The following is a 22,453-nucleotide window of genomic DNA, read 5'->3' on the forward strand; positions in this document are numbered from 1 at the left end:
CTCCTTTCGAAAGGTTAACAAGTTCCCAACTTATTCCTTTGGGTTCAAAGACAGACCAGTTTACCGCTCCGTCGCATTGAGCGGTTCTTGTCTGCAGAAATTTCGAACCAAGAAAAACGCAACCGTAAAATTCTTACTCGTCTGTTCCTGGATGCACCTCCTCTCGTCACTTAGCCGACATACGCGGCAAATAGGTTGTCTTGTTCCGGGTTGAAACATCCCAAAAATCACTGTAGATTGAAATGCAAGCGTTCAATAAAATAGCCAAGAAACGTTCTTCGTTTACTTCTTAATTCCGGGTTCCGGTTATAGCCATCGGTTCCCATTATGCCTAATGATTTGCCACACTCATCAGGCGAGACAGAACGTAAGACCGTGAATGCTAAGCCTGTCTACACAGGCTCAGGCTAAATCAGTATAATGTAGCAGAGTGGAGTTGTCAAGACTTTTTGGGAAACACTAGGCAAAATGTTCCACCTGCAAGTTCCCGTCCTATATTAAATTACGTAAAAAAAGGCCGCTTTTCAGCGGCCTTTTCGCATTCTTAAAAACAAACCCGGAAGCGTCGCAATTATTGCGGTGGGCGAGGACCGGAATGATAGAGGAAATTCACCATGTACGCAATATCCGAGACATCCACCTGCCCGCTCGCATCGGCATCGGCAGACTCCAGCGGTGCCGGCGCTGTTCCCTGCCGGAACATATAGGCAGCCAAGTAGATAACATCGTTAATGGTGAACTTGAGGTTACCGTCGGTATCACCCCGCAAGTAGGTTGCCACCACAAAAGTGGTTGTCATCACATCAGTGGCCGACTCGGAATCGGTTACGGTGAAAGTGACCGGGTAGCTTTCGCCGTTCTGAGTCGGATCAGCGGTGATGCTGAACACACCGGTGTTGTCCGTGACAACAAAATTGGCGTTCGGTATTGATACATCCATCGTAAGCGTCACCGGCAGACCTTCGGGATCAATTGCCACCAGCGTCGTATCAAAGGTTTGATCGACATATACAGTGACCGTAGAGGGCAGGTACTCTTCCCAGTATGGAGACTGGTTGCCTGCTTCGAGGACGATAATATCTACGAACAACGTATCAGCAGCGCCGTCGTTATCAACAGCGATATAACGCAATTGGTAAGTACCGGCCTGGTTATAATCCGGGAAGAAGTTGAAAACAAGCGCATAGGTGGCCGGTTGTGACAACGTATAGTTGCTGTCCGGAAGACCGTCAACGGTCAGCGTTACGGTACCGTCGTTGTCCTCCGCCAGCGCCGCCAGGTTGTCAACCGAGCCTCCCTCATTGATCGTGATCGGACCCGGATCATTGACCGTTATATGCGGCGGCTCGTTTTTATCGTACACGCGGAACGTCACCACTTCTGAACGGGTCAACTCGTAGTTCATCTCATCGTGTACACTGAAGCGGACATAATAGAAGTCAGGATCGTTGTCTCCCTGAGTGTAATCGGGCGAGAAGGTCAGCGTACCCTCACGATTCGTGCCGTTGATCGTCGAGGTGAATTCCATATTGGTAGCCAGAGTGTCGGTTCCGTCGAGAGTCACTACGATATCCGGAAGCGTGCCGTCATCGTCCCAGGCGGATATTTCATAAGTCAAGGTCTCTGATTCCTGGAGGGTATCCTGCTGGAACGGCGACATGAAGTACCACGGCGCACGGTTAATATCTACCACCGTGATAGTAATCTCCTCCGATACAACATCCGATGGCTCGGCGGCATCGGTAGCATAGAATGTCACCGGGTACTCACCGGCGTCATCGTAGGTCGGTGTCCAGGCGAAATTAGCCGTACCATTGCCGTTGTCAACCAGCGTGGCCGTACCCGGCAAGGTCGAGGATGTAATCACCGGGTAATCACCGTCCGGATCACTGGTGGTTATCGAAAAAGTCAACGCGACATGCTCATCAACGGTCTTATCACCGATCGGATCAAGCACCGGGTCCTGGTTACCGGCGTCGACCACCTCGATCGACAATGTAGACTGTGAAGATAATTCACCGTCGGTCACCTCCAGCCCGATATCATAGACACCCTGCTGGGTGTAATCCGGACTGAACTGGAATCCGGCCGAACCGTCGCCGTTATCTATCAGGTAGAAATTATTCGGAACGGTACCATCGACCAGGGAGATCGAGATCGTACCGAGTTCGGGATCAACGGCATACACTACATCGGTGAGGACTGTTCCCTCAACAACCTGGAGACCTGCCGGGATCTGATCGAAATAGGGCGCCTGATTACCGGCTTCGCGAACCTGGATCAGAACCACCTCGCGGTCGTAATCATGGCCGTCGAATGCCCGGAACTTGATTGAATAAAGACCAGCCTGAAGGAACGACGGCGTGAAAGTGAAGACCGCGGTACCGTCGCCGTTGTCGACCAGGCTCATGTTCTCATACAGAGTGTCGGTACTGAAGGTCGGCGGTTCGGTGCCGTCAATATCGGTAGCACTAAGGTTCAACAGCAGAGTCTCACCCTCGTACAGTTTCTGAGTACCGATCGAGTCGAGCACCGGCGGGATGTTAATGCCGTTAACCGTAATATCTACCGCCCGAGTCGAGCTGAGCTGAGGCGAGCCCTGATCGATGGCCAGGAACGTAATCGTGTAGTCCCCTTCCTGACCGTATTCAGGGGTGAAACTGAAACTTCCGGTATTATCGCCGTTGTCGACGAAAGAGGCGTTGGTCGGAAGACTGCCAACAATGGACAGAAACACCACCGCCGTGGAATCCTCGTCCGAATCGGTCGCGACAATTTCGAATTCAAGAACATCATCGACATCGACCGTAAACGGACCGACGGAATCGATTACCGGAGGCTGGTTGACATCAACCGTGGTAATTGAGAATATCTCAAGCGCCACCAGACCCTGTGAACCCAGCTCTGTCGCGTAAATCTTGACCGTGTCAAGTCCGGCATCGAAGTAGTCCGGGGTGTAAGTCAACAAACCGGTACCGTCGCCGTTGTCAACGAAAGTGTAATTCTGAAGATGGGTGCTGACACTCAACGCGAGCGGATCGGCATCGATATCTTCAGCCGTAACGGCGACAGCCAGCGTACCGTTCTCAAACACCGTGGTGTCGTCGATCGCGGTAATGGTCGGTGGATGGTTACCGCTTTCGGATACCGAGATGACCACATCCTCGAAGTCCTCAAGTTCACCGTCGGAGGCATAGAAAGTAATCGTATAGACACCACCCATAGTCGGATCGGTAATCCACTCGAACAGGCCGGTGCCGTCGCCGTTGTCGGTATAAGTCGCCCCGGAAGGCAACGCTGAGACGGTTAGAACCGGAATAGTGCCGTCGGGATCGCTGGCCGAAGTCGGCAACGACAGCGTCGCGCCTTCAACTACGAATTGTGAGCCGATCTCATCGAGGACCGGCGCCTGGTTGTCAAGCACCGTTATTTCAACGATCTCATCGATTGTTAATTCACCGTCGGAGGCGGTAAAAGTGACATTATAAGTCCCGGCATCACCAAAAGCCGGAGTCCAGTCGAAAGTCCCGGTGCCGTCGCCATTATCAGTGAAAGTAGCGCCGGTCGGGAGATTCGTAGCGGTCAGCGTCGGAATCGTAGCATCCGGGTCAGTGGCCGAGATCGCGAAGTTCAACAGGATATTCTCGGTAGTAGACTGAGCCCCAATCGCCGCCAGGACCGGGACCTGATTACCGGCGTCGTTGACCGTAATCGTGACTACTTCATCGTCTGTAGCGGTTCCGTCTGAGGCCGTGAAGGTGACATCATAACTACCGGCGTCAGTGTAACCGGGAGTCCAGTCGAAGGTGGCGGTGCCGTCACCGTTATCGGTAAACGTCGCGCCGGTCGGAAGATTGTCAGCCGTGAAGCTCGGCGTCGTTCCATCAGCATCGGTGGCTGAGATATTGAAGTTCAGATTGACATCTTCAGTAGTTGACTGAGCGCCAATCGCCGCCAGGACCGGAGCCTGGTTACCGGCATCATTAACCGTAATCGTGACCACTTCATCATCAGTCAGACTTCCGTCTGAAGCTGTGAAGGTAACATCGTACGATCCGGCGTCAGTGTAGCCGGGAGTCCAGTCAAAGGTCCCGGTGCCGTCACCGTTATCGGTGAAAGTAGCTCCGGTCGGAAGGTTGTCAGCCGTGAAGCTCGGAATCGTAGCATCCGGGTCAGTGGCTGAAATTGTGAAGTTAAGATTGATTGCCTCGACCACAAGCTGCGAGCCAATCGCTGCCAGGACCGGAGCCTGGTTACCGGCATCATTGACCGTAATCGTGACTACTTCATCGTCTGTAGCGGTTCCGTCTGAGGCCGTGAAGGTAACATCGTACGATCCGGCGTCAGTGTAGCCGGGAGTCCAGTCGAAAGTCCCGGTACCGTCACCGTTATCGGTGAAAGTAGCACCGGTCGGGAGATTGTCGGCCGTAAAGCTCGGCGTCGTTCCATCAGCATCGGTGGCTGAGATATTGAAGTTCAGATTGACATCTTCAGTAGTTGACTGAGCGCCAATCGCCGCCAGGACCGGAGCCTGGTTACCGGCATCATTGACCGTAATCGTGACAACTTCATCATCGGTCAGACTTCCGTCCGAGGCAGTGAAGGTGACATCATAACTACCGGCGTCAGTGTAGCCGGGTGTCCAGTCGAAAGTCCCGGTACCGTCACCATTATCAGTGAAGCTCGCACCGGTCGGGAGATTGTCGGCCGTAAAGCTCGGCGTCGTTCCATCAGCATCGGTGGCTGAGATATTGAAGTTCAGATTGACATCTTCAGTAGTTGACTGAGCGCCAATCGCCGCCAGGACCGGAGCCTGGTTACCGGCATCGTTAACCGTAATCGTGACGACTTCATCATCAGTCAGACTTCCGTCCGAGGCAGTGAAGGTGACATCATAACTACCGGCGTCAGTGTAGCCGGGGGTCCAGTCAAAGGTCCCCGTTCCGTCACCGTTATCGGTGAAAGTAGCACCGGTCGGGAGATTATCAGCCGTGAAGCTCGGGGTAGTTCCATCAGCATCGGTGGCTGAGATATTGAAGTTCAGATTGACATCTTCAGTAGTTGACTGAGCGCCAATCGCCGCCAGGACCGGAGCCTGGTTACCGGCATCGTTAACCGTAATCGTGACGACTTCATCATCAGTCAGACTACCGTCTGAAGCAGTGAAGGTAACATCATAACTACCGGCGTCAGTGTAGCCGGGGGTCCAGTCGAAGGTCGCCGTTCCGTCACCGTTATCGGTAAAGCTCGCGCCGGTCGGAAGATTGTCAGCCGTGAAACTCGGCGTCGTTCCATCAGCATCAGTGGCCGAGATATTGAAGTTCAGATTGACATCTTCAGTAGTTGATTGAGCACCGATAGCTGCCAGGACCGGGGCCTGATTACCGGCATCATTGACCGTAATCGTGACGATTTCATCATCAGTCAGACTGCCGTCTGAAGCGGTGAAGGTAACATCATAACTACCGGCGTCAGTGTAACCGGGAGTCCAGTCGAAGGTCGCTGTGCCGTCACCGTTATCGGTAAACGTCGCGCCGGTCGGGAGATTATCGGCCGTGAAGCTCGGGGTAGTTCCATCAGCATCAGTCGCTGAGATATTGAAGTTCAGATTGACATCTTCAGTAATTGACTGAGCTCCGATAGCTGCCAGGACCGGAGCCTGGTTACCGGCATCATTAACCGTAATCGTTACGACTTCATCATCCGTCAAACTGCCATCTGAAGCAGTGAAGGTAACATCATAACTACCGGCGTCAGTGTAGCCGGGAGTCCAGTCAAAGGTCCCGGTGCCGTCACCGTTATCGGTAAACGTCGCGCCGGTCGGAAGATTGTCAGCCGTGAAGCTCGGGGTAGTTCCATCAGCATCGGTGGCTGAGATATTGAAGTTCAGATTGACATCTTCAGTAGTAGACTGAGCGCCAATCGCCGCCAGGACCGGGGCCTGGTTACCGGCGTCACTGACTGTAATCGTGACGACTTCATCATCCGTCAAACTGCCGTCTGAAGCAGTGAAGGTAACATCATAACTACCGGCGTCAGTGTAGCCGGGAGTCCAGTCGAAGGTCCCGGTACCGTCACCGTTATCGGTAAACGTCGCGCCGGTCGGAAGGTTGTCAGCCGTGAAGCTCGGCGTAGTTCCATCAGCATCGGTCGCCGAGATATTGAAGTTCAGATTGACATCTTCAGTAGTTGACTGAGCCCCGATCGCCGCCAGAACCGGAGCCTGGTTACCGGCATCATTGACCGTAATCGTGACGATTTCATCATCAGTCAGACTGCCGTCTGAAGCGGTGAAGGTAACATCATAACTACCGGCGTCAGTGTAACCCGGTGTCCAGTCGAAAGTCCCGGTACCGTCACCGTTATCGGTGAAGGTCGCACCGGTCGGGAGATTATCGGCCGTGAAGCTCGGGGTAGTTCCATCAGCATCGGTGGCTGAGATATTGAAGTTCAGATTGACATCTTCAGTAGTTGACTGAGCGCCAATCGCCGCCAGGACCGGAGCCTGGTTACCGGCGTCATTGACCGTAATCGTGACTACTTCATCATCAGTCAGACTGCCGTCTGAAGCAGTGAAGGTGACATCATAACTACCGGCGTCAGTGTAGCCGGGAGTCCAGTCGAAAGTTCCAGTGCCGTCGCCGTTATCAGTAAACGTCGCGCCGATCGGAAGATTGTCAGCCGTGAAGCTCGGGGTAGTTCCATCGGCATCAGTAGCTGAGATATTGAAGTTCAGATTGACTGCTTCAGTTACCGACTGAGCGCCAATCGCCGCCAGAACCGGAGCCTGGTTACCGGCATCGTTGACTGTAATCGTTACAACTTCATCATCAGTCAGCGAACCATCGCTCGCGGTGAAGGTAACATCATAACTACCAGCGTCAGTGTAACCCGGTGTCCAGTCGAATGTCCCTGTGCCGTCGCCATTATCGGTGAAAGTAGCACCCGTCGGGAGATTATCAGCCGTTAAGCTCGGCGTCGTTCCATCAGCATCAGTCGCTGAGATATTGAAGTTCAGATTGACATCTTCAGTAGTTGACTGAGCCCCAATAGCCGCCAGGACCGGAGCCTGGTTCACATCATTGACCGTAATCGTGACGACTTCATCATCTGTCAGGCTGCCGTCTGAAGCTGTAAATGTCACACTATAAGGACCGGCATCGGCGAAGGTCGGCGTCCAGTCAAAAGTCCCCGTTCCGTCACCGTTATCAGTAAAGCTCGCACCGGTAGGAAGATTCGTGGCACTCAACGTGGGTGTCGTCCCGTCGGCGTCAGAGGCCGAAACCGTGAAGCTCAGGTTCACGCCCTCATCGGTCGAGCGAGCGCCAATCGCCGCCAGGACCGGGGCCTGATTCACGTCATTGACCGTAATCGCAACGATCTCATCATCAGTCAGGCTGCCGTCTGAAGCTGTAAATGTCACACTATAAGGACCGGCATCGGTGAAGGTCGGCGTCCAGTCGAAGGTCCCCGTTCCGTCACCGTTATCAGTAAAACTCGCACCGGTTGGAAGGTTCGTGGCACTCAAGGTGGGTGTCGTCCCGTCGGCGTCAGAAGCCGAAACCGTGAAGTTCAGGTTCACGCCCTCATCAGTCGAGCGAGCGCCAATCGCCGCCAGGACCGGGGCTTGATTCACATCGTTGACTGTAATAGCAACAATCTCATCATCAGTGAGCGAACCATCGCTTGCCGTAAACGTCACACTATAAGGACCGGCATCGGTGAAGGTCGGAGTCCAGTCAAAGGTCGCCGTTCCGTCACCGTTATCGGTAAAGCTCGCACCGGTCGGGAGATTCGTAGCACTCAGGGTGGGAGTCGTTCCGTCGGCGTCAGAAGCCGATACCGTGAAGTTCAGGTTCACGCCCTCATCGGTCGAGCGCGCGCCAATCGCCGCCAGGACCGGGGCCTGGTTACCGGCGTCATTGACTGTAATCGTGACGACTTCATCATCTGTCAGCGAACCATCGCTCGCAGTGAAGGTAACATCGTACGATCCAGCGTCAGTGTAGCCGGGAGTCCAGTCGAAGGTGGCCGTTCCGTCACCGTTATCGGTGAAGGTCGCGCCGGTCGGAAGGTTGTCAGCCGTGAAGCTCGGGATAGTTCCATCAGCATCGGTAGCTGAGATATTGAAGTTCAGATTAACATCTTCAGTAGTTGACTGAGCGCCAATCGCCGCCAGGACCGGAGCCTGATTCACGTCATTGACCGTTATCGCAACGATCTCATCATCAGTGAGCGAACCATCGCTTGCAGTGAAGGTAACATCGTACGATCCGGCGTCAGTGTAGCCGGGGGTCCAGTCAAAAGTCCCGGTGCCGTCGCCATTATCAGTAAAGCTCGCACCGGTCGGGAGATTCGTGGCACTCAACGTGGGTGTCGTCCCGTCGGCGTCAGAAGCCGAAACCGTGAAGTTCAGGTTCACACCCTCATCGGTCGAGCGCGCACCAATCGCCGCCAGAACCGGGGCCTGATTCACGTCGTTGACCGTAATAGCAACAATCTCATCATCAGTCAGACTGCCGTCTGAAGCTGTAAATGTCACACTATAAGGACCGGCATCGGTGAAGGTCGGCGTCCAGTCGAAGGTCCCCGTTCCGTCACCGTTATCAGTAAAACTCGCACCGGTTGGAAGGTTCGTGGCACTCAAGGTGGGTGTCGTCCCGTCGGCGTCAGAAGCCGAAACCGTGAAGTTCAGGTTCACGCCCTCATCGGTCGAGCGAGCGCCAATCGCCGCCAGAACCGGAGCCTGATTCACGTCGTTGACTGTAATAGCAACAATCTCATCATCAGTGAGCGAACCATCGCTCGCAGTGAAGGTAACATCGTACGATCCGGCGTCAGTGTAGCCGGGGGTCCAGTCAAAAGTCCCGGTGCCGTCGCCATTATCAGTAAAGCTCGCACCGGTCGGGAGATTTGTAGCACTCAACGTGGGTGTCGTCCCGTCGGCGTCAGAAGCCGATACCGTGAAGTTCAGGTTCACGCCCTCATCGGTCGAGCGCGCGCCAATCGCCGCCAGGACCGGGGCCTGATTCACGTCATTGACCGTTATCGCAACGATCTCATCATCGGTCAGACTGCCGTCTGAAGCTGTAAACGTCACACTATAAGGACCGGCATCGGTGAAGGTCGGCGTCCAGTCGAAGGTCCCCGTTCCGTCACCGTTATCGGTAAAGCTCGCACCGGTCGGGAGATTCGTAGCACTCAGGGTGGGAGTCGTTCCGTCGGCGTCAGAAGCCGATACCGTGAAGTTCAGGTTCACGCCCTCATCGGTCGAGCGCGCACCAATCGCCGCCAGAACCGGAGCCTGATTCACGTCATTGACCGTTATCGCAACGATCTCATCATCGGTCAGGCTGCCGTCTGAAGCTGTAAATGTCACACTATAAGGACCGGCATCGGTGAAGGTCGGCGTCCAGTCGAAGGTCCCCGTTCCGTCACCGTTATCAGTAAAACTCGCACCGGTTGGAAGGTTCGTGGCACTCAAGGTGGGTGTCGTCCCGTCGGCGTCAGAAGCCGAAACCGTGAAGTTCAGGTTCACGCCCTCATCAGTCGAGCGAGCGCCAATCGCCGCCAGGACCGGGGCTTGATTCACATCGTTGACTGTAATAGCAACAATCTCATCATCAGTGAGCGAACCATCGCTTGCCGTAAACGTCACACTATAAGGACCGGCATCGGTGAAGGTCGGAGTCCAGTCAAAGGTCGCCGTTCCGTCACCGTTATCGGTAAAGCTCGCACCGGTCGGGAGATTCGTGGCACTCAACGTGGGTGTCGTCCCGTCGGCGTCAGAGGCCGAAACCGTGAAGTTCAGGTTCACGCCCTCATCAGTCGAGCGCGCGCCAATCGCCGCCAGGACCGGGGCCTGATTCACGTCATTGACCGTAATAATCACTATTTCTGAATCGACATCAGACGTGACAACGTCATTGGCGTAAAAGCGCACTTCGTGATCGCCGGCATCGGAGAATCCGGGCGTCCAGTCGAACGTCCCGGTGCCGTCACCGTTATCGGTGAAACTTGCACCGGTAGGCAACGTTGATGTCGTAAGAGTCGGAATGGTTGCATCGGCATCCGAAGCCGACACTCCGAAATTGAGGTTGCTGTTCTCGTTCACTGTCTGCGCTCCGATTGGAGAAAGTTCCGGAGCGGCTGTTTGCGCCAGCGCCGTTCCGGCCGACAGCAGGAGTAACGCAACGATAAATGTCAGGGTTTTGCTATACATTATCCGCATACCTCCCGGAGCTACTTAAGCAGCAACATCTTCTTGGTTTGGCTGTCCTGTCCAACCGTGAGTTTGTACAGGTAGACACCCGAGGCAACCCTTTTCCCGTGGTGATCGGAGCCATCCCAGGTTACCTGGTGATGTCCTGCCGACATTACCTCGTCTATCAGTGTTTTCACGTTTTGCCCTAATATATTGTAAACATCGAGTTTCACATTACTACCGCCGGAGGAGCCATCGATCGAGAACTGGATCGTGGTCGTCGGGTTGAACGGATTCGGATAGTTCTGGCTCAACACGAATGAACCCGGCAGAGGAGTGTCGATTCCTTCGACCTTGACCGCCATTGAATTCGAAGTTGACAGCAACGCCCGATGCAGGGACACCTTGGATAGATCACCCGCTTCGATATCGCTGCGAGCCTTGATCGGCACCTGAAGCATATTGACCGTTCCCGCACCGATCTGATCATCGACTCGATACGGGTTGGTGAAATAAACCAGCGCTTTCATGACACCGTTGCCGTCATCGCGAGAAGTAAGAGCCATTCCGGAGATATCATCACTCAACGTGGGCGCTCCGAGTTCTACCGAATAAGGATCATACTGTATCTCCAGCTCCACACCGGCGATGTCGGTGGGGAGTTCCGAACGAACGGTCATGACATCCTCGGCGCCGCTGAACATATCGTCGTAATCCAGACTGATCGTGGCAAACTTCGATTCGTCGAAATATCCCGGAGTCGGCGATACCTCGATATCGTAGATCAGGTTAACCACCGCGACCAGATCGAACACATCGATTTCCGAATCGGTTATGATATCGGCAATATCCATCCTTCGCTCGTTGAAGGTATAATCACCGATGATACAACCGACGATACTGACCAAATCGGCCACGTTAATTCTCGTGTCGAGGTTGACATCGCCGAAAGCATCAACCTGCAGCAGACCCGAATCGGACACCAACTGCAGCGAAGATGACTGCGGATCAGGGTCAATCGACTCCCAGCCTTCCTCGATATAGACCGGGTAAAGTCCCGGCAGAGCGTTCTCATCGATCGCTATTTCAAGATTCAAAATATCCGTTCCGTCGGATCCTATCGATTGATTGCCCATCCCGAACGTGACAAACCGTACGATCCCGGGATTGGCGCCAATATCCTCATATACCACATATTCGGCAGTATTTTCCGTGACTGAAACGTCGGTTACCTCAAAGTTTTCGGAGTCGTAGAGAAAATCAAACTGGACACCGTAGACAGTCTGTGAGGTCACCAGGTTGATCGGAAGCGTCAGCCCCTGTTTGCTCGGCACGCCGCCTACCGCCGCCCCGTACACCGACGAGGTAAAGAGCCGGTCGTACTCCGGTTCATTGACCACGATACTGACCGTTCGACTCGAATACAACCCCCCGGCGTCGGTAGCCTTGAAACTGGCTGATACATTGCCCGCCTGGGCTATGGTCGGGGTAAAACTGAACACTGAAGATACCGGCGAAGTCCCGGTAACGGTCGTAAAGGTGGCGTTGGCCGGAAGGCTGGTTGCCTCCAGCGTAATTACGTCGCCGTTGGCATCGGTAGAAGAAACGGTGAACGTCAGCGTCGTTCCGACATCGACCGAATAGGCCGAGTTCACTGAGATAGTAGGCGCGTTTTCATCACCTCCGCCTCCACCTCCACTGCCTACAGTGAGAATCGTGGTGTCTTCAGCCGTCGCCCATTCGTTACCGGCAACGATGATGTATTGATAATCACCCTCGGTCGAAGGCGCCTGCACCACTCTCATTCCCGTTACACTGGTGGTGCTGTCGGTAGTAATGTTGGGGCCGGAAGTCTTGACCCAATCGGCGTTTTGAACCGCCCAGTTCAGCGAGAAAGTATTACTGACCGGAACCGTATCGGGAGAGGCATAATAATCCTCGATAATCGGTGCCGGGGCCGTATCCACCCGGAAATAACCGTCAATCATCGTCGGGTAATGAACCACCGTCGTCGAATCTGAGGTATTGTTAAAATCCAGACTGACCTCGGAGCGACGACAGTCGGCATAATGAATTTCGCCCAGCGTATCCAACCAGAACTCGTTGACCTGATGGAACCAGAAAGCGGCCAGATCGTTCTGTTGCATCGATGCGTTGGAGACGAAAGCCAGACGGAAAACCACTCCGGAGCCGGGATCCATGGTAACGAGATTCTCTCCGAAACCGATATTGAATCCGGCTACGATGGCGCCGGAGTCGAACGGGTTCTGTGAAATCGCAGCCGAGAAAATATCGTCCTCCAGACCGGACTGGGCATCGGCAAAACGCCCTACCAGTTCATACAGAACGTACGTAGGGTCATTCGGATCGAGCGCCGGCGTCATAAGGTCGTCTTCGTAACGAATCAGGGCCTTGAAACCGGACACGATCGAGTCCGAGGCAATCATGATCGGCAGCCAAACCGTATCGCCCGGTCGCCCGATAAACGTCTCTACCTTGATTGTGTCCTCAGATGACTCGGTAATGCTATTGCACATCAGGGCGTTGGAATCGGCCATGACCGCGCCGGCCGCCAAAACCACAAAGATCACCGCTACAAGGGGAATCTTCAGAGATCTCATCAATATACCTCCGGAAAACGAATTATAATCTGACCCGTTCTGCTCCAACGGAGCATATCTATTATCACCGACGTTCTCATCCGGAACGCCGCTGGATATATTTCACGACTGTAAGACACCGGGGGCAGTGCTTTTTTTACCGCCACCTGCGGATGCACTCTCTGGACCAACCGAAACGGTCGAGATATCTCCCTGCTCTGTTTTTGAACAGAGGTTTGTTGGTCTAGAGAGTTCATGCCACACTGTCTTCGAGCAATAACCGGACCCATTTGCAGACATTTTGTAATTCAAGCCACTTTGTCCAAATCGGGCTGGAATCATCAAAAGCCGTCGATTATGTTTCCGTCAATTCCTTTTAACGGTATGTAACGCTGGGACTTGAAGTCCCGATGACAAAATCACTTTGCGCTTAGCGGTCGGACGATAATTGTCCCCTTGTAGTATCCAGCGCGGCGTATGGCGAAGAAGGTTGTAACTTTTTTGCAGCCGACTTGATCTCTATGCAATTTTGCAACATGTTGCTGTTTCAGGCTCTCTCAAGATTACAGCTATCATCATAAGATAAAAAAAGATGACCATTTGGCAAGGAGTTTTAGCCCTATCCTTCGTACCCGGTCATCGCTTTTTATTCCTGCTATTTTCGCTGTCGGTTCGTTCTGCTCGTTATCGACTTATCTTATGTTTTCTCCTTTTAATAATCCCCCGGAGAGGGATTAACCTCTCCGGAGTTTATAAGCCTCAATCCAGCTTAATTACTTCAAGAGCACCATCTTCTTGGTGTCGGTGAAGTTGTTGGTCGAGAACTTGTAGAAGTAAACACCACTGGCTTCGTTGGAAGCATCCCATTCAATGGTGAAGTTACCGGCCTCGGCGGTACCCGCAAAGGTGGCAACCTTCTGACCAGTCACGTTGTAAATGGCCAGTTCATACTGACCGGCTTCCTTCATCGAGAAGCCAATCGTGGTGGTCGGGTTGAACGGGTTCGGGTAGTTCTGAGCCAGGCTGAAGCTGGTCGGCATCTGAGTCAGGTTAGCAACCGAACCGTTAGCCGAAGCCAACTCGATCGACAGGACCTGGCCGTTGACGTCCACGAACTCACCGTTGAAGGTGTTGCCGTTCAGCGAGGAAACGAGGATGCGGGTGACGTCGCCGTCAGAGGCATACTTCAGTTCCATGTTGTCGGCCAACAGAGTCGGGGTAACATCGCCGGCTACGGTCAGGAAGGCGCCGCCCATCTCGCGATCGACAGCCACCACACCGTTGTCGATGGTGTAGTTGACATTAACAGTGCTCAGCTTGTCGTAGGGCTCGGCATCGCCAACGATCACACGGATCAGGTAGACCAGGTCGGCAACCGACAGAGTCAGACCGTCAGCGTTGACGTCGGTAGCGGCAATCTGACCGTCGATATTGACTTTGAAGACATCCAGGCCCTGAATGAAGTAGTTGCTGAGAAGAACCGCGTCAGCGATTTCGTTCGACTCACCGTTCAGGTTGATGTCGCCGCGAGCGTCGATGTCGTCGGCACAGATGATGTCAATACCACCGTTGTAGAAGTCGATGATCCGCTTCGGATCCGGCTTGCCCTCGACCGGGTTCATGCAGTCGTCCGGGGCACCAAAGTAGCCGGGGAAGTACGGAGTAGAAGTGACTTCAGTGTACACGTCCGGATCGTAACCACCGTAGTAGTTCCAAACCGAATTCTCAATACCCTGAACAACGCTGTCCTGAGCGGTCAGCGGGTAGTAAGCCAGGGAGTTGTCGCCGCAATCCATCCAGTAGAACCGGATCGGCACGAACTGACACTCGAAAGTCCGGTCGTTGGTGACCAGGAAGTCCAGAGTGAACATGACGGCCGGGAGGCTCGGCTTCAAGCAGGACGGATGGTTGGCGCCATTGTTGGTCTCGGCAATACCGACTACGCGAATCATGCCGCTCGGGCAGGCGTTGCCGCAGTTGCCGTCGGGACCGTAGCGATAGCTGAAGTATTCCCAGCCACAGCCACCATCGTAGAACGCAGCACCGGCCACGGCAGTCTGGAAGGTCAGAGCCGAGGCGTCATAGGCCATCAACAGGTCAAAACCAGCCGGGATCTCGGAACCGGCATTCATGGTAACATCCACGAAAGCGTGCTGGCCCTGGATTACACCATAAGGATAGTAATCGTCGCCATGGTTCTTCTCGATCATGATCTCGAAGTTGGTTTCACCCTTAACGTCGACATAAGCCTCACAGGTGGCAGCGTCGACGCCATCGGTGGCTTCAAAGGTCAGAGTGTAAACAACACCAGTGTCAACGATGTTCGGTGTGAAGATAACCGAAGCACCAGTACCGACAACCGTTCCAACCGGAACCGGGAGGATACCGACAAAGGTGATCGTAACCGGGTCGCAATCGCCATCAGCGGCGGTAACGGCAACGGTCGTAGCCATGTCAGCACCGGAGAAGTAGGTGGTGCCGCAGCCGCCCGTGAAGGACGGACCGATGTTCGTGAAAGCCAGGTCGTAGGTGCAGTGATTGGCGGTAGTCGCGTCATGATAAGCATCAGTCACCATAACTTCGACATACAGCGAGGCACCCACGTCGGCCAGCGACGGAGCATAGCTCCAGGCGCCGGAGGCAGCGTTGATCGTACCAACACCATCAGTGACGGAGAAAGTGAAAGGATCGCTTTCTTCGTCAGTAGCTGTGAAGGTGTAGCTAACCACGGAGCAGTGCGAACCAGTGTAGGCAGTGCCCGGGCAGTTGGTGAATTCGGGAGGCAGGTTCGGAATCGGGTGAATCGTGTAGCAGTACGGACCATCCCATTCCGGGACGCCGCCCGGAGCCCACAGCCAGAGACCTGACGGCGGGTAGTACATCGAGTCGAGACACAGGGTTTCACCATCAGTGTCGCAGCCGGTGTAGATGGCGCCGATGATCTCATCAAAGCCATCAGCAATACCGGGCAATGTCATAACTGAATAGCTGAAGGTAACCTGGTCGTCGCCGGTACCGTCAGAAGAGACGGTGCCAACAGTGTGAACTAAGTCGAACAAACCGGACAGAAAGCCACCGCCGGTGAGTTCGAGTTCAGCGCCAGTAGCCGGAGTGAAAGAAGCCGGACCATTGACGACAAAACCGTTGGTCATACCTTTGACATAGTCACCAGTAGCATTGGTGTAGCGGATGAAATAGGTAACATCGCCAGGGGCCAAGTACGTAGCACCAGCAACGCCATATTCTGGCGGAGTTGAATTGTCAACCCAGGTAGTGGTGATGTGGTCAACAGTTACGGAGCCACCCTGTGCATAGGCCAGCCCAAATGAAAAGGTCAAGACCAAAGCGATAAGCAATGGAATGCGTTTCATTTTAGTCTCCTAATTACTTCGTTAGCAATTGTCTGAGATGTGACATAACGCAAATTCATTTGTTCATCCCCCTCAGGATCTCGCATGGTAAGGTTCCCGGAATGAGAGCCAACAAATCCCAGGTCCGCCAGGCGATAATCGAATGAATCTGTGTCAGGTCTTTTCATTTGAGCGCGTGTTAAAATCCCTCTTTTTTCACGCTCTCCTTTCTTCCGTTTGGGGGTTTACGGTTTTGGTCGCCCCTGGCCTGTGCCGGGGCAACCGTTTCTTTTTATGTTTATTTTCTTATTTCACAACACCTTAAGTACAATTTACTGACAGCCGCACCACGGTCCTTGCTGGAACATATAAGCCACCAGGTAGACCAGATCGGTAATATCCGGACCAGCTCCGCTGCAGTTTACGTCCGCCACCCAGATCGGTTCAATTCCCGGACCACCGGTGAACATATAAGCCACCAGATAAACCAAATCGGCAATATCCGGACCGGCTCCGGAACCGTTCATGTCGCCGCAGACAGCTTCATCGACCGTCAGTGAGCCATCGAACAACCAAACTGAATCAAAGTCCAGAACCGCTACCGTGTCCATCTCGATTGAGGTCGAGTCACACCCGCCGCCCGGCGGCAGCGAAACCCGTTTCCAGTTCAAGCAGACATCACCGGCCCAGGCCGTGCAAATCCAGCAATTCGTATCAGGGACTTCCTGAGTCACGATACCGATCGAGGAACCATCCGGACGCGAGAAGTTGAAGTGCGCCAGATAGTCCGACTGGATCATGATATTCACGGTTCGGTCGGTCGTGGTGTCGGGAATATCATAAACATCGGCCAGCAGCTTGATCAGGACGCCGCCCTGCTGCGGTTGAATCGGACTAATCGTTGGCGGATTCGGTAAATCGGCAATACCCGCAATGTTCAAATCTGTTCCATACCCCGACAGTGAGCGAGCTTCAACCCATTCCCAGTCCTCAATTAAAGTCCCGGATACATCATAGCTGCCGATCAACACCTCAGTGGTGTCAATGTGCGAGAAATCCCACTCCGCCTCATGGAAGAAGTCCCAGGTTGAATCAGCCGGAACCAGGGTGGAATCAATACATTCCCAAGTCTGTTGATCCCATTCCTGGCAAAGGAAAAACAGTGTATCGCCGTATACGAATACCGAGTCGGTACAACTATCCCCATCCCAGCTATTACATAACCAGCGGGTGGTATCCACAACGGAATCAATATCTGTCTGGAAAATCATGATATCCGGTCGATCCAACTGCAACCAGAGGTTAAAACCGGCTACCTCATCCCTGTAATTCGTTAAATAAACACTAATTACAGTATTTAAGGCGCCTGGCGCAGCGGTAGTATCGCCTACCCGGACGACCAGATTCGGCTGTTGAGCATTGGTCTCGGGGACGACCAACATAAAGGCAAGAGCAGCAAACAATATCACGAGGTGAGATAACCTCGGAGAGCGGATGTCAGGAGCCATCCTTTCCTCCTAATTCAGCTTCAGGTTCAATGTCTCTCAAGGCAGTGTCCCTTAGCCGTATATCAATAAGATACTCTCCTTAGAAACGGACTCTCCAACCGCGCCCCATAAAGTCGCAACCAAGAGGGGGAGCGAGCGGAGGAAGTTTCCTTCAGACCGTCACGTTAACTGGCGTTCTTGTCAAAGCAGTCTGTTTGTAATTCCTTTAGCCAACCTTGGGTCAGTCCAGGAATGAAGTACTTGAAAGTTTATGCTCGGAATCGGAAAGATACGACCCCTTCAAGAGCCGTGTTGTTGTGTCAACTCACCTAACGTCCGAGCCCAATATACGGTTAAGGTCCTTTTCTGTCAATAGGAAATAAGAAAAATTTTCTCCCTTACAAGCTGTTCAGTATCAGCACATTAACCCTTCCTAACAGACTTTTAATAAGGTCCGAAGGACCGGTTTGGAAGTGCATTTATTATGATTCATATTGCGTATGCCCTGCAAATTACTAATCCGATACAAAGCAAACCTGTTCACTATTTGATCAGGCCTCGTAACAGTCCCTTTCATTCCGGCCACCATAATCCGCGCCAGAAGCCAAGCTGTATATCCGGCCGAAGAGCCTTGATCGACTCTTCATCGATACCGCTAACATAATTATCGACATCGTCTTGAGTTTCCCTAGTTTTTCCGGTCCGGATCCTCAACCGGGCCGTATCAGACGAATCGGAATGGCGATCCGGGGGCATGAAGCTGTATCGGTTCCTTATCATCATTTTTCACTCATTGTTTCTTTGCCGGACTCTAACGAAATGTGCTTGTTTGCCGACAATACAGGATAGCAAAGGGTGTGCTATTGATCGAAAAAGGTATGGAAAAAGAGACTTCAACCAAATCATCCGTAGACCGTCTGATATCAACCATCGGGGATCTGCCGGCATCACCGGCTACCGTCAGCGCCGTCATGGGGCTGACCTCCAACCTCGATGCCAAGGTAGCGGATGTCTCCCGGCTGCTTTCAAGCGACCAGTCGCTTACGGCCCGGGTGTTGAAACTCTCCAATTCGTCCTACTACGGCCGCTCCAAAGAAGTTACCACCTTGCGCGAGGCGATCATGGTACTGGGATTCTTCACCGTGCGGTCAATGGTCATCGCCTCGTCGGCTCACACCATGTTCCAGAAGGGGCAGGCAGACCAGATCAGTAAAGCTCTCTGGGAGCATTCGTTCTCGACCGCGGTGGCAGCCCGGCAGATCGCAGCTCATATCAAACATCCCAACAAGGATGAAATTTTCATTGCGGCGCTGATGCACGACATTGGCAAACTGGTGCTTCTGCAGAAATTCCCGGACGCCTATGCGCAATTGATTGAGCAGGCGATCGATGAGCAGATTCGCATCTATGACATCGAGGCTCGCGAATACAGCTTCACCCACTGTGACGTGGCATCTTTGCTCCTTGAGAAGTGGTCTTTCCCGGATAATTTGTGTGCCGCCATTCAGATGCACCATGACCCGCCGCCGATCTCGGAAGATCAGGTTGCACCACCCTCACAGGTAATTCTCCTGGCCAATTACATGGCCAAGGGACTGGGTATCGGTTTTGCCGACTGGCGTCCCGATAATTTCGCCGATACGGAAGCGGCCAGGGCGCTTGGTCTCGACGAGTCGACTATAGACAACTTGATGACCTCTATCGAGAACCATTACCAGGCCGAGATTAAAATTTTCGAGGAATGATGGCTAGCTCTGCAACACAGGACATAAATCAGCGGCTTGAGAAGTTCACTTCGCTGCCTTCGATTCCTCAGATTATTGTCAAAATAAGACAGATATCCGAGGATCCGAAATCGAACGTGGCGGATCTGGCTAACTGTATCCTGAGCGACCATCAGCTCACCAGCCGGATTCTCCGCATGGCCAATTCTCCTTATTACGGTGATTTTGCCGGACGGGTAACCACCGTAACTCACGCCATTGTCCTCATGGGTTTCCGGGCAGTGCGCAATATCGCTATTAGCATGTCGGTTTACGGTGTCGTGAACAACCTGACCAAGAACACCAATTTCGACATCACCGCTTTCTGGACACGGTCGGTAGCCTGTGGTGTGATTGCCAAATACCTGGCCGAGAGAATCGGTCAAAAGGAACTCATCGAAGCCGCCTTTATCGCCGGTTTCATGCACGATATCGGTCAGGTGATTCTTGCCGGTCTGTTCCCGGACGACTACGGCTCGGTCGGCAAGGAAGAACTCGAAGCTCCCAATGTGCATAAAACCGAGAAGATCCTCCTGGGCATGAACCACATGGAAGCGGGTGGCCTGGTGGCCCGGAAATGGAATCTTCCGGAAACACTCATCGCATCTATCACCGAGCACCATCGTCTTGGTTTACGTCCCGATGAAAAATCGTCCAAACTGATTGTCGACCTGGTCTTCTTGTCCGATCGACTCTACGCCCACATGATGGCCGGTTCCAAACCGGATTCCGAGGCATACACCCAGATAACCAACACGGCTAATCAATTGATCGGGGTGTCGCAGCAGAGCATGGTCGAACTGGTGGAAATCTGCCGTGAGCAGATTGCCGAGATAGCCGGCGACCTCGATATTAATATCGAAAAGGAATTCGAGCGAGCTTCGATATCGGTCGAGGAAGGCGCCGATGATATCAGGCAACAGCTTACCAATAAAGAAGTACAACTGGCCTTCCTTCAGAACACCACGACCGCCCTGCTGGAAGCGAAAACGATCGACGAAATCCTCCAGATCCTCTGTGAAACGGTATTCAGAGGTCTTCAGATGGGCCGAGTACTGATTTTTGCTTTTGACAAAAAGAAAGCGGCGTTCAACGGACGGGTAGGATTCGGACTGGAATCACAGGACGCCGTTCAGCAGTTGAGTTTCCCGGTCGACCAGGGGCTGTTCAAACACTTGTGCGAAAAAGGCAAACCGTTGACGGTCGACTCCGACGCCCGTGAAATATACCGGCAGATCATCTCCCAGGAAGAAGCCGAGCGACTCGAGACCAAAGCCTTTGCCGCCATCCCAATCAAGGTTTTTGATGAAGTCCAATACGTCATTATCGCCGATCGACCGGATAAAGATACGCCGATCCACGATGAGACTTTGCGTTCGATGACCTCCATCGCCAATCAGGGGGCGTTGTCAATCGAGCGACAGCTTTACAAAGCCTCCATGCGCCGCTAAGTCATTTAGAGTTTCCCCTTCATCCTCATTTTATCCCGGACACTCTTTCATCCCGGGTATTTGATGCAGACTCCCTCCATAATGATATAACAAGCTCGGCATGATCTTTTCAACAGGTCTCTCGAAGCTGTAAAAACTTGATTCAACTTTTTCGTTACTCGTTTGTATCCTTTGATTAGAAAGAAGACTTTTTTATGTCCCTCGATCAAACATCACAGCCGGTCAGTGGCCGACCCTGGTTCAAGATGCATCCTGCAGCTTTGCTGGGCCTGTCGTTCCTGGCCGCGATTGCCGCGGGAGCAGTATTACTGGCTCTGCCGATTGCTACCCGTACAGGTTCGATCGGTTTTGTCGACGCTCTCTTCACGGCCACTTCGGCGGTCTGTGTCACGGGATTGATCGTGGTCGATACCGGCTCGTATTTCACCACTTTCGGACAGGTTGTAATACTTATCCTGATCCAGGTAGGCGGACTGGGCGTCATGACCATTTCGGTGGCGTTGTTCAACCTGATCGGACGGGACATATCGTTCAAGAATCGCATGCTGATGCAGGACCTTCTTTCGCATAAGCCGCGTCAGGATATTTATGGCCTGGTCTGGACGGTGATCCTGTTTTCACTGTTGAGCGAACTGGTCGGCGCCGCTCTGCTTTTCCCCGGTTTTATCGCCGATTATCCGGTCGGTGAGGCGATCTATCAGTCTGTCTTTCATTCGGTATCGGCTTTTTGTAACGCCGGTTTTTCACTTTTTTCGGATTCGCTCGTTCGCTACAACGACAGCCTGCTGATAACCGGAACACTCAGCCTGCTTATCGTGGTAGGCGGTATCGGCTTCCCGGTGGTTTACAATCTTTACTGCTGGAGCCGGGACAAATCGGTCCGCCGTCCTAAACTGGCGGTGCAGACAAAAACCGTGCTGGTTACCTCGGCCGTATTGATTGTCATCGGCGCTGTTCTGTTCGGGGTATTGGAATGGAATATAATCGCCGAGGAAAGCTCCTGGTTCAAACGACTGCTGATTCCTCTGTTTCAGTCGATCACCTGTCGTACCGCCGGATTCAATTCGGTCGATATCGGCTCGCTCAGCGAAGCCACTCTGGCCATGATGATGTTTCTGATGTTCTTCGGGGCTTCCCCCGGCTCCTGCGGCGGCGGCGTAAAAACCACCACCCTGGCCGTTTTGGCCGTCTTTACCGTCAGCCGTATTTACCACAAGAAACGGGTAAACATGTTTCACAAAAGCATCCCGCAGGAGACGGTCACGCGCAGTATCTCGTTGATCGTTCTTTCGCTGGCCATCATCGGGCTGGTCCTGTTCGTGGTCCTGATCGGCAACGCCAGCGATGCCCCCGGCGTGCAGGATCACCATAATCCGTTCCTTGCTTATTTGTTCGAGACCGTGTCGGCTTTCGGTACGGTGGGATTGTCGATGGGGGTCACTGCCGACCTGAACGGTTTCGGCAAAATCATGATCATGCTGCTGATGCTGATCGGCCGACTCGGCGTACTGTCGTTCTCCTACATTATAGTGGGAGCTGCGGGGGTTCTGCGCGGCAAGGTCTATTCCGAAGAAAACGTTATGATCGGTTAACCGGAG

General features: G+C 53.3%; 7 protein-coding genes. 3 read left to right on the forward strand and 4 right to left on the reverse strand.

The features are described 5' to 3' along the window. Nucleotides 1-571: 571 nt before the first annotated feature. The 4 genes from PLF13_03030 to PLF13_03045 form a co-directional block, all read right to left on the reverse strand. Nucleotides 572-10,222: an Ig-like domain-containing protein gene (locus PLF13_03030; protein ID HOP06244.1), complete on the reverse strand. Its 9,651-nt coding sequence runs from the start codon at nt 10,220-10,222 to the stop codon at nt 572-574. 20 nt (nt 10,223-10,242) lie between these two features. Beyond that, nucleotides 10,243-12,825 (reverse strand): cohesin domain-containing protein, encoded by a 2,583-nt coding sequence (locus PLF13_03035; GenBank protein HOP06245.1) that lies wholly within the window; start codon nt 12,823-12,825, stop codon nt 10,243-10,245. Between the two features lie 752 nt (nt 12,826-13,577). Beyond that, nucleotides 13,578-16,175 carry a T9SS type A sorting domain-containing protein gene (locus PLF13_03040; protein HOP06246.1) on the reverse strand — a complete coding sequence of 866 codons (2,598 nt, stop codon included), beginning with the start codon at nt 16,173-16,175 and terminating at the stop codon, nt 13,578-13,580. Between the two features lie 311 nt (nt 16,176-16,486). Then, a complete protein-coding gene (locus PLF13_03045) occupies nt 16,487-17,662 on the reverse strand; it encodes a hypothetical protein (protein ID HOP06247.1) in 1,176 nt (391 codons plus the stop codon). A gap of 836 nt (nt 17,663-18,498) precedes the next feature. On the opposite strand from PLF13_03045, the gene PLF13_03050 reads away from it, so the two are divergent. From PLF13_03050 to PLF13_03060, 3 genes are all read left to right on the forward strand, one after another. After that, nucleotides 18,499-19,386 (forward strand): HDOD domain-containing protein, encoded by an 888-nt coding sequence (locus tag PLF13_03050; GenBank protein ID HOP06248.1) that lies wholly within the window; start codon nt 18,499-18,501, stop codon nt 19,384-19,386. Beyond that, nucleotides 19,386-20,855, forward strand: coding sequence for an HDOD domain-containing protein (locus PLF13_03055; GenBank protein HOP06249.1), 1,470 nt, complete (start codon nt 19,386-19,388; stop codon nt 20,853-20,855). The genes PLF13_03050 and PLF13_03055 overlap by 1 nt, the downstream gene beginning before the upstream one ends. Before the next feature lie 194 nt (nt 20,856-21,049). After that, nucleotides 21,050-22,447 (forward strand): TrkH family potassium uptake protein, encoded by a 1,398-nt coding sequence (locus tag PLF13_03060; GenBank protein HOP06250.1) that lies wholly within the window; start codon nt 21,050-21,052, stop codon nt 22,445-22,447. Nucleotides 22,448-22,453: the final 6 nt, after the last annotated feature.

It is taken from the genome of Candidatus Zixiibacteriota bacterium, assembly GCA_035380245.1.
Lineage (GTDB): Bacteria > Zixibacteria > MSB-5A5 > GN15 > FEB-12 > DAOSXA01.

Bases quoted from the DNA above. Each gene is read 5' to 3' on its own strand.
- PLF13_03035 (HOP06245.1), bottom strand. From the start codon at position 12,825: ATGAGATCTCTGAAGATTCCCCTTGTAGCGGTGATCTTTGTGGTTTTG.
- PLF13_03045 (HOP06247.1), bottom strand. From the start codon at position 17,662: ATGGCTCCTGACATCCGCTCTCCGAGGTTATCTCACCTCGTGATATTG.
- PLF13_03040 (HOP06246.1), bottom strand. From the start codon at position 16,175: ATGAAACGCATTCCATTGCTTATCGCTTTGGTCTTGACCTTTTCATTT.
- PLF13_03060 (HOP06250.1), top strand. From the start codon at position 21,050: ATGTCCCTCGATCAAACATCACAGCCGGTCAGTGGCCGACCCTGGTTC.
- PLF13_03055 (HOP06249.1), top strand. From the start codon at position 19,386: ATGGCTAGCTCTGCAACACAGGACATAAATCAGCGGCTTGAGAAGTTC.
- PLF13_03030 (HOP06244.1), bottom strand. From the start codon at position 10,222: ATGTATAGCAAAACCCTGACATTTATCGTTGCGTTACTCCTGCTGTCG.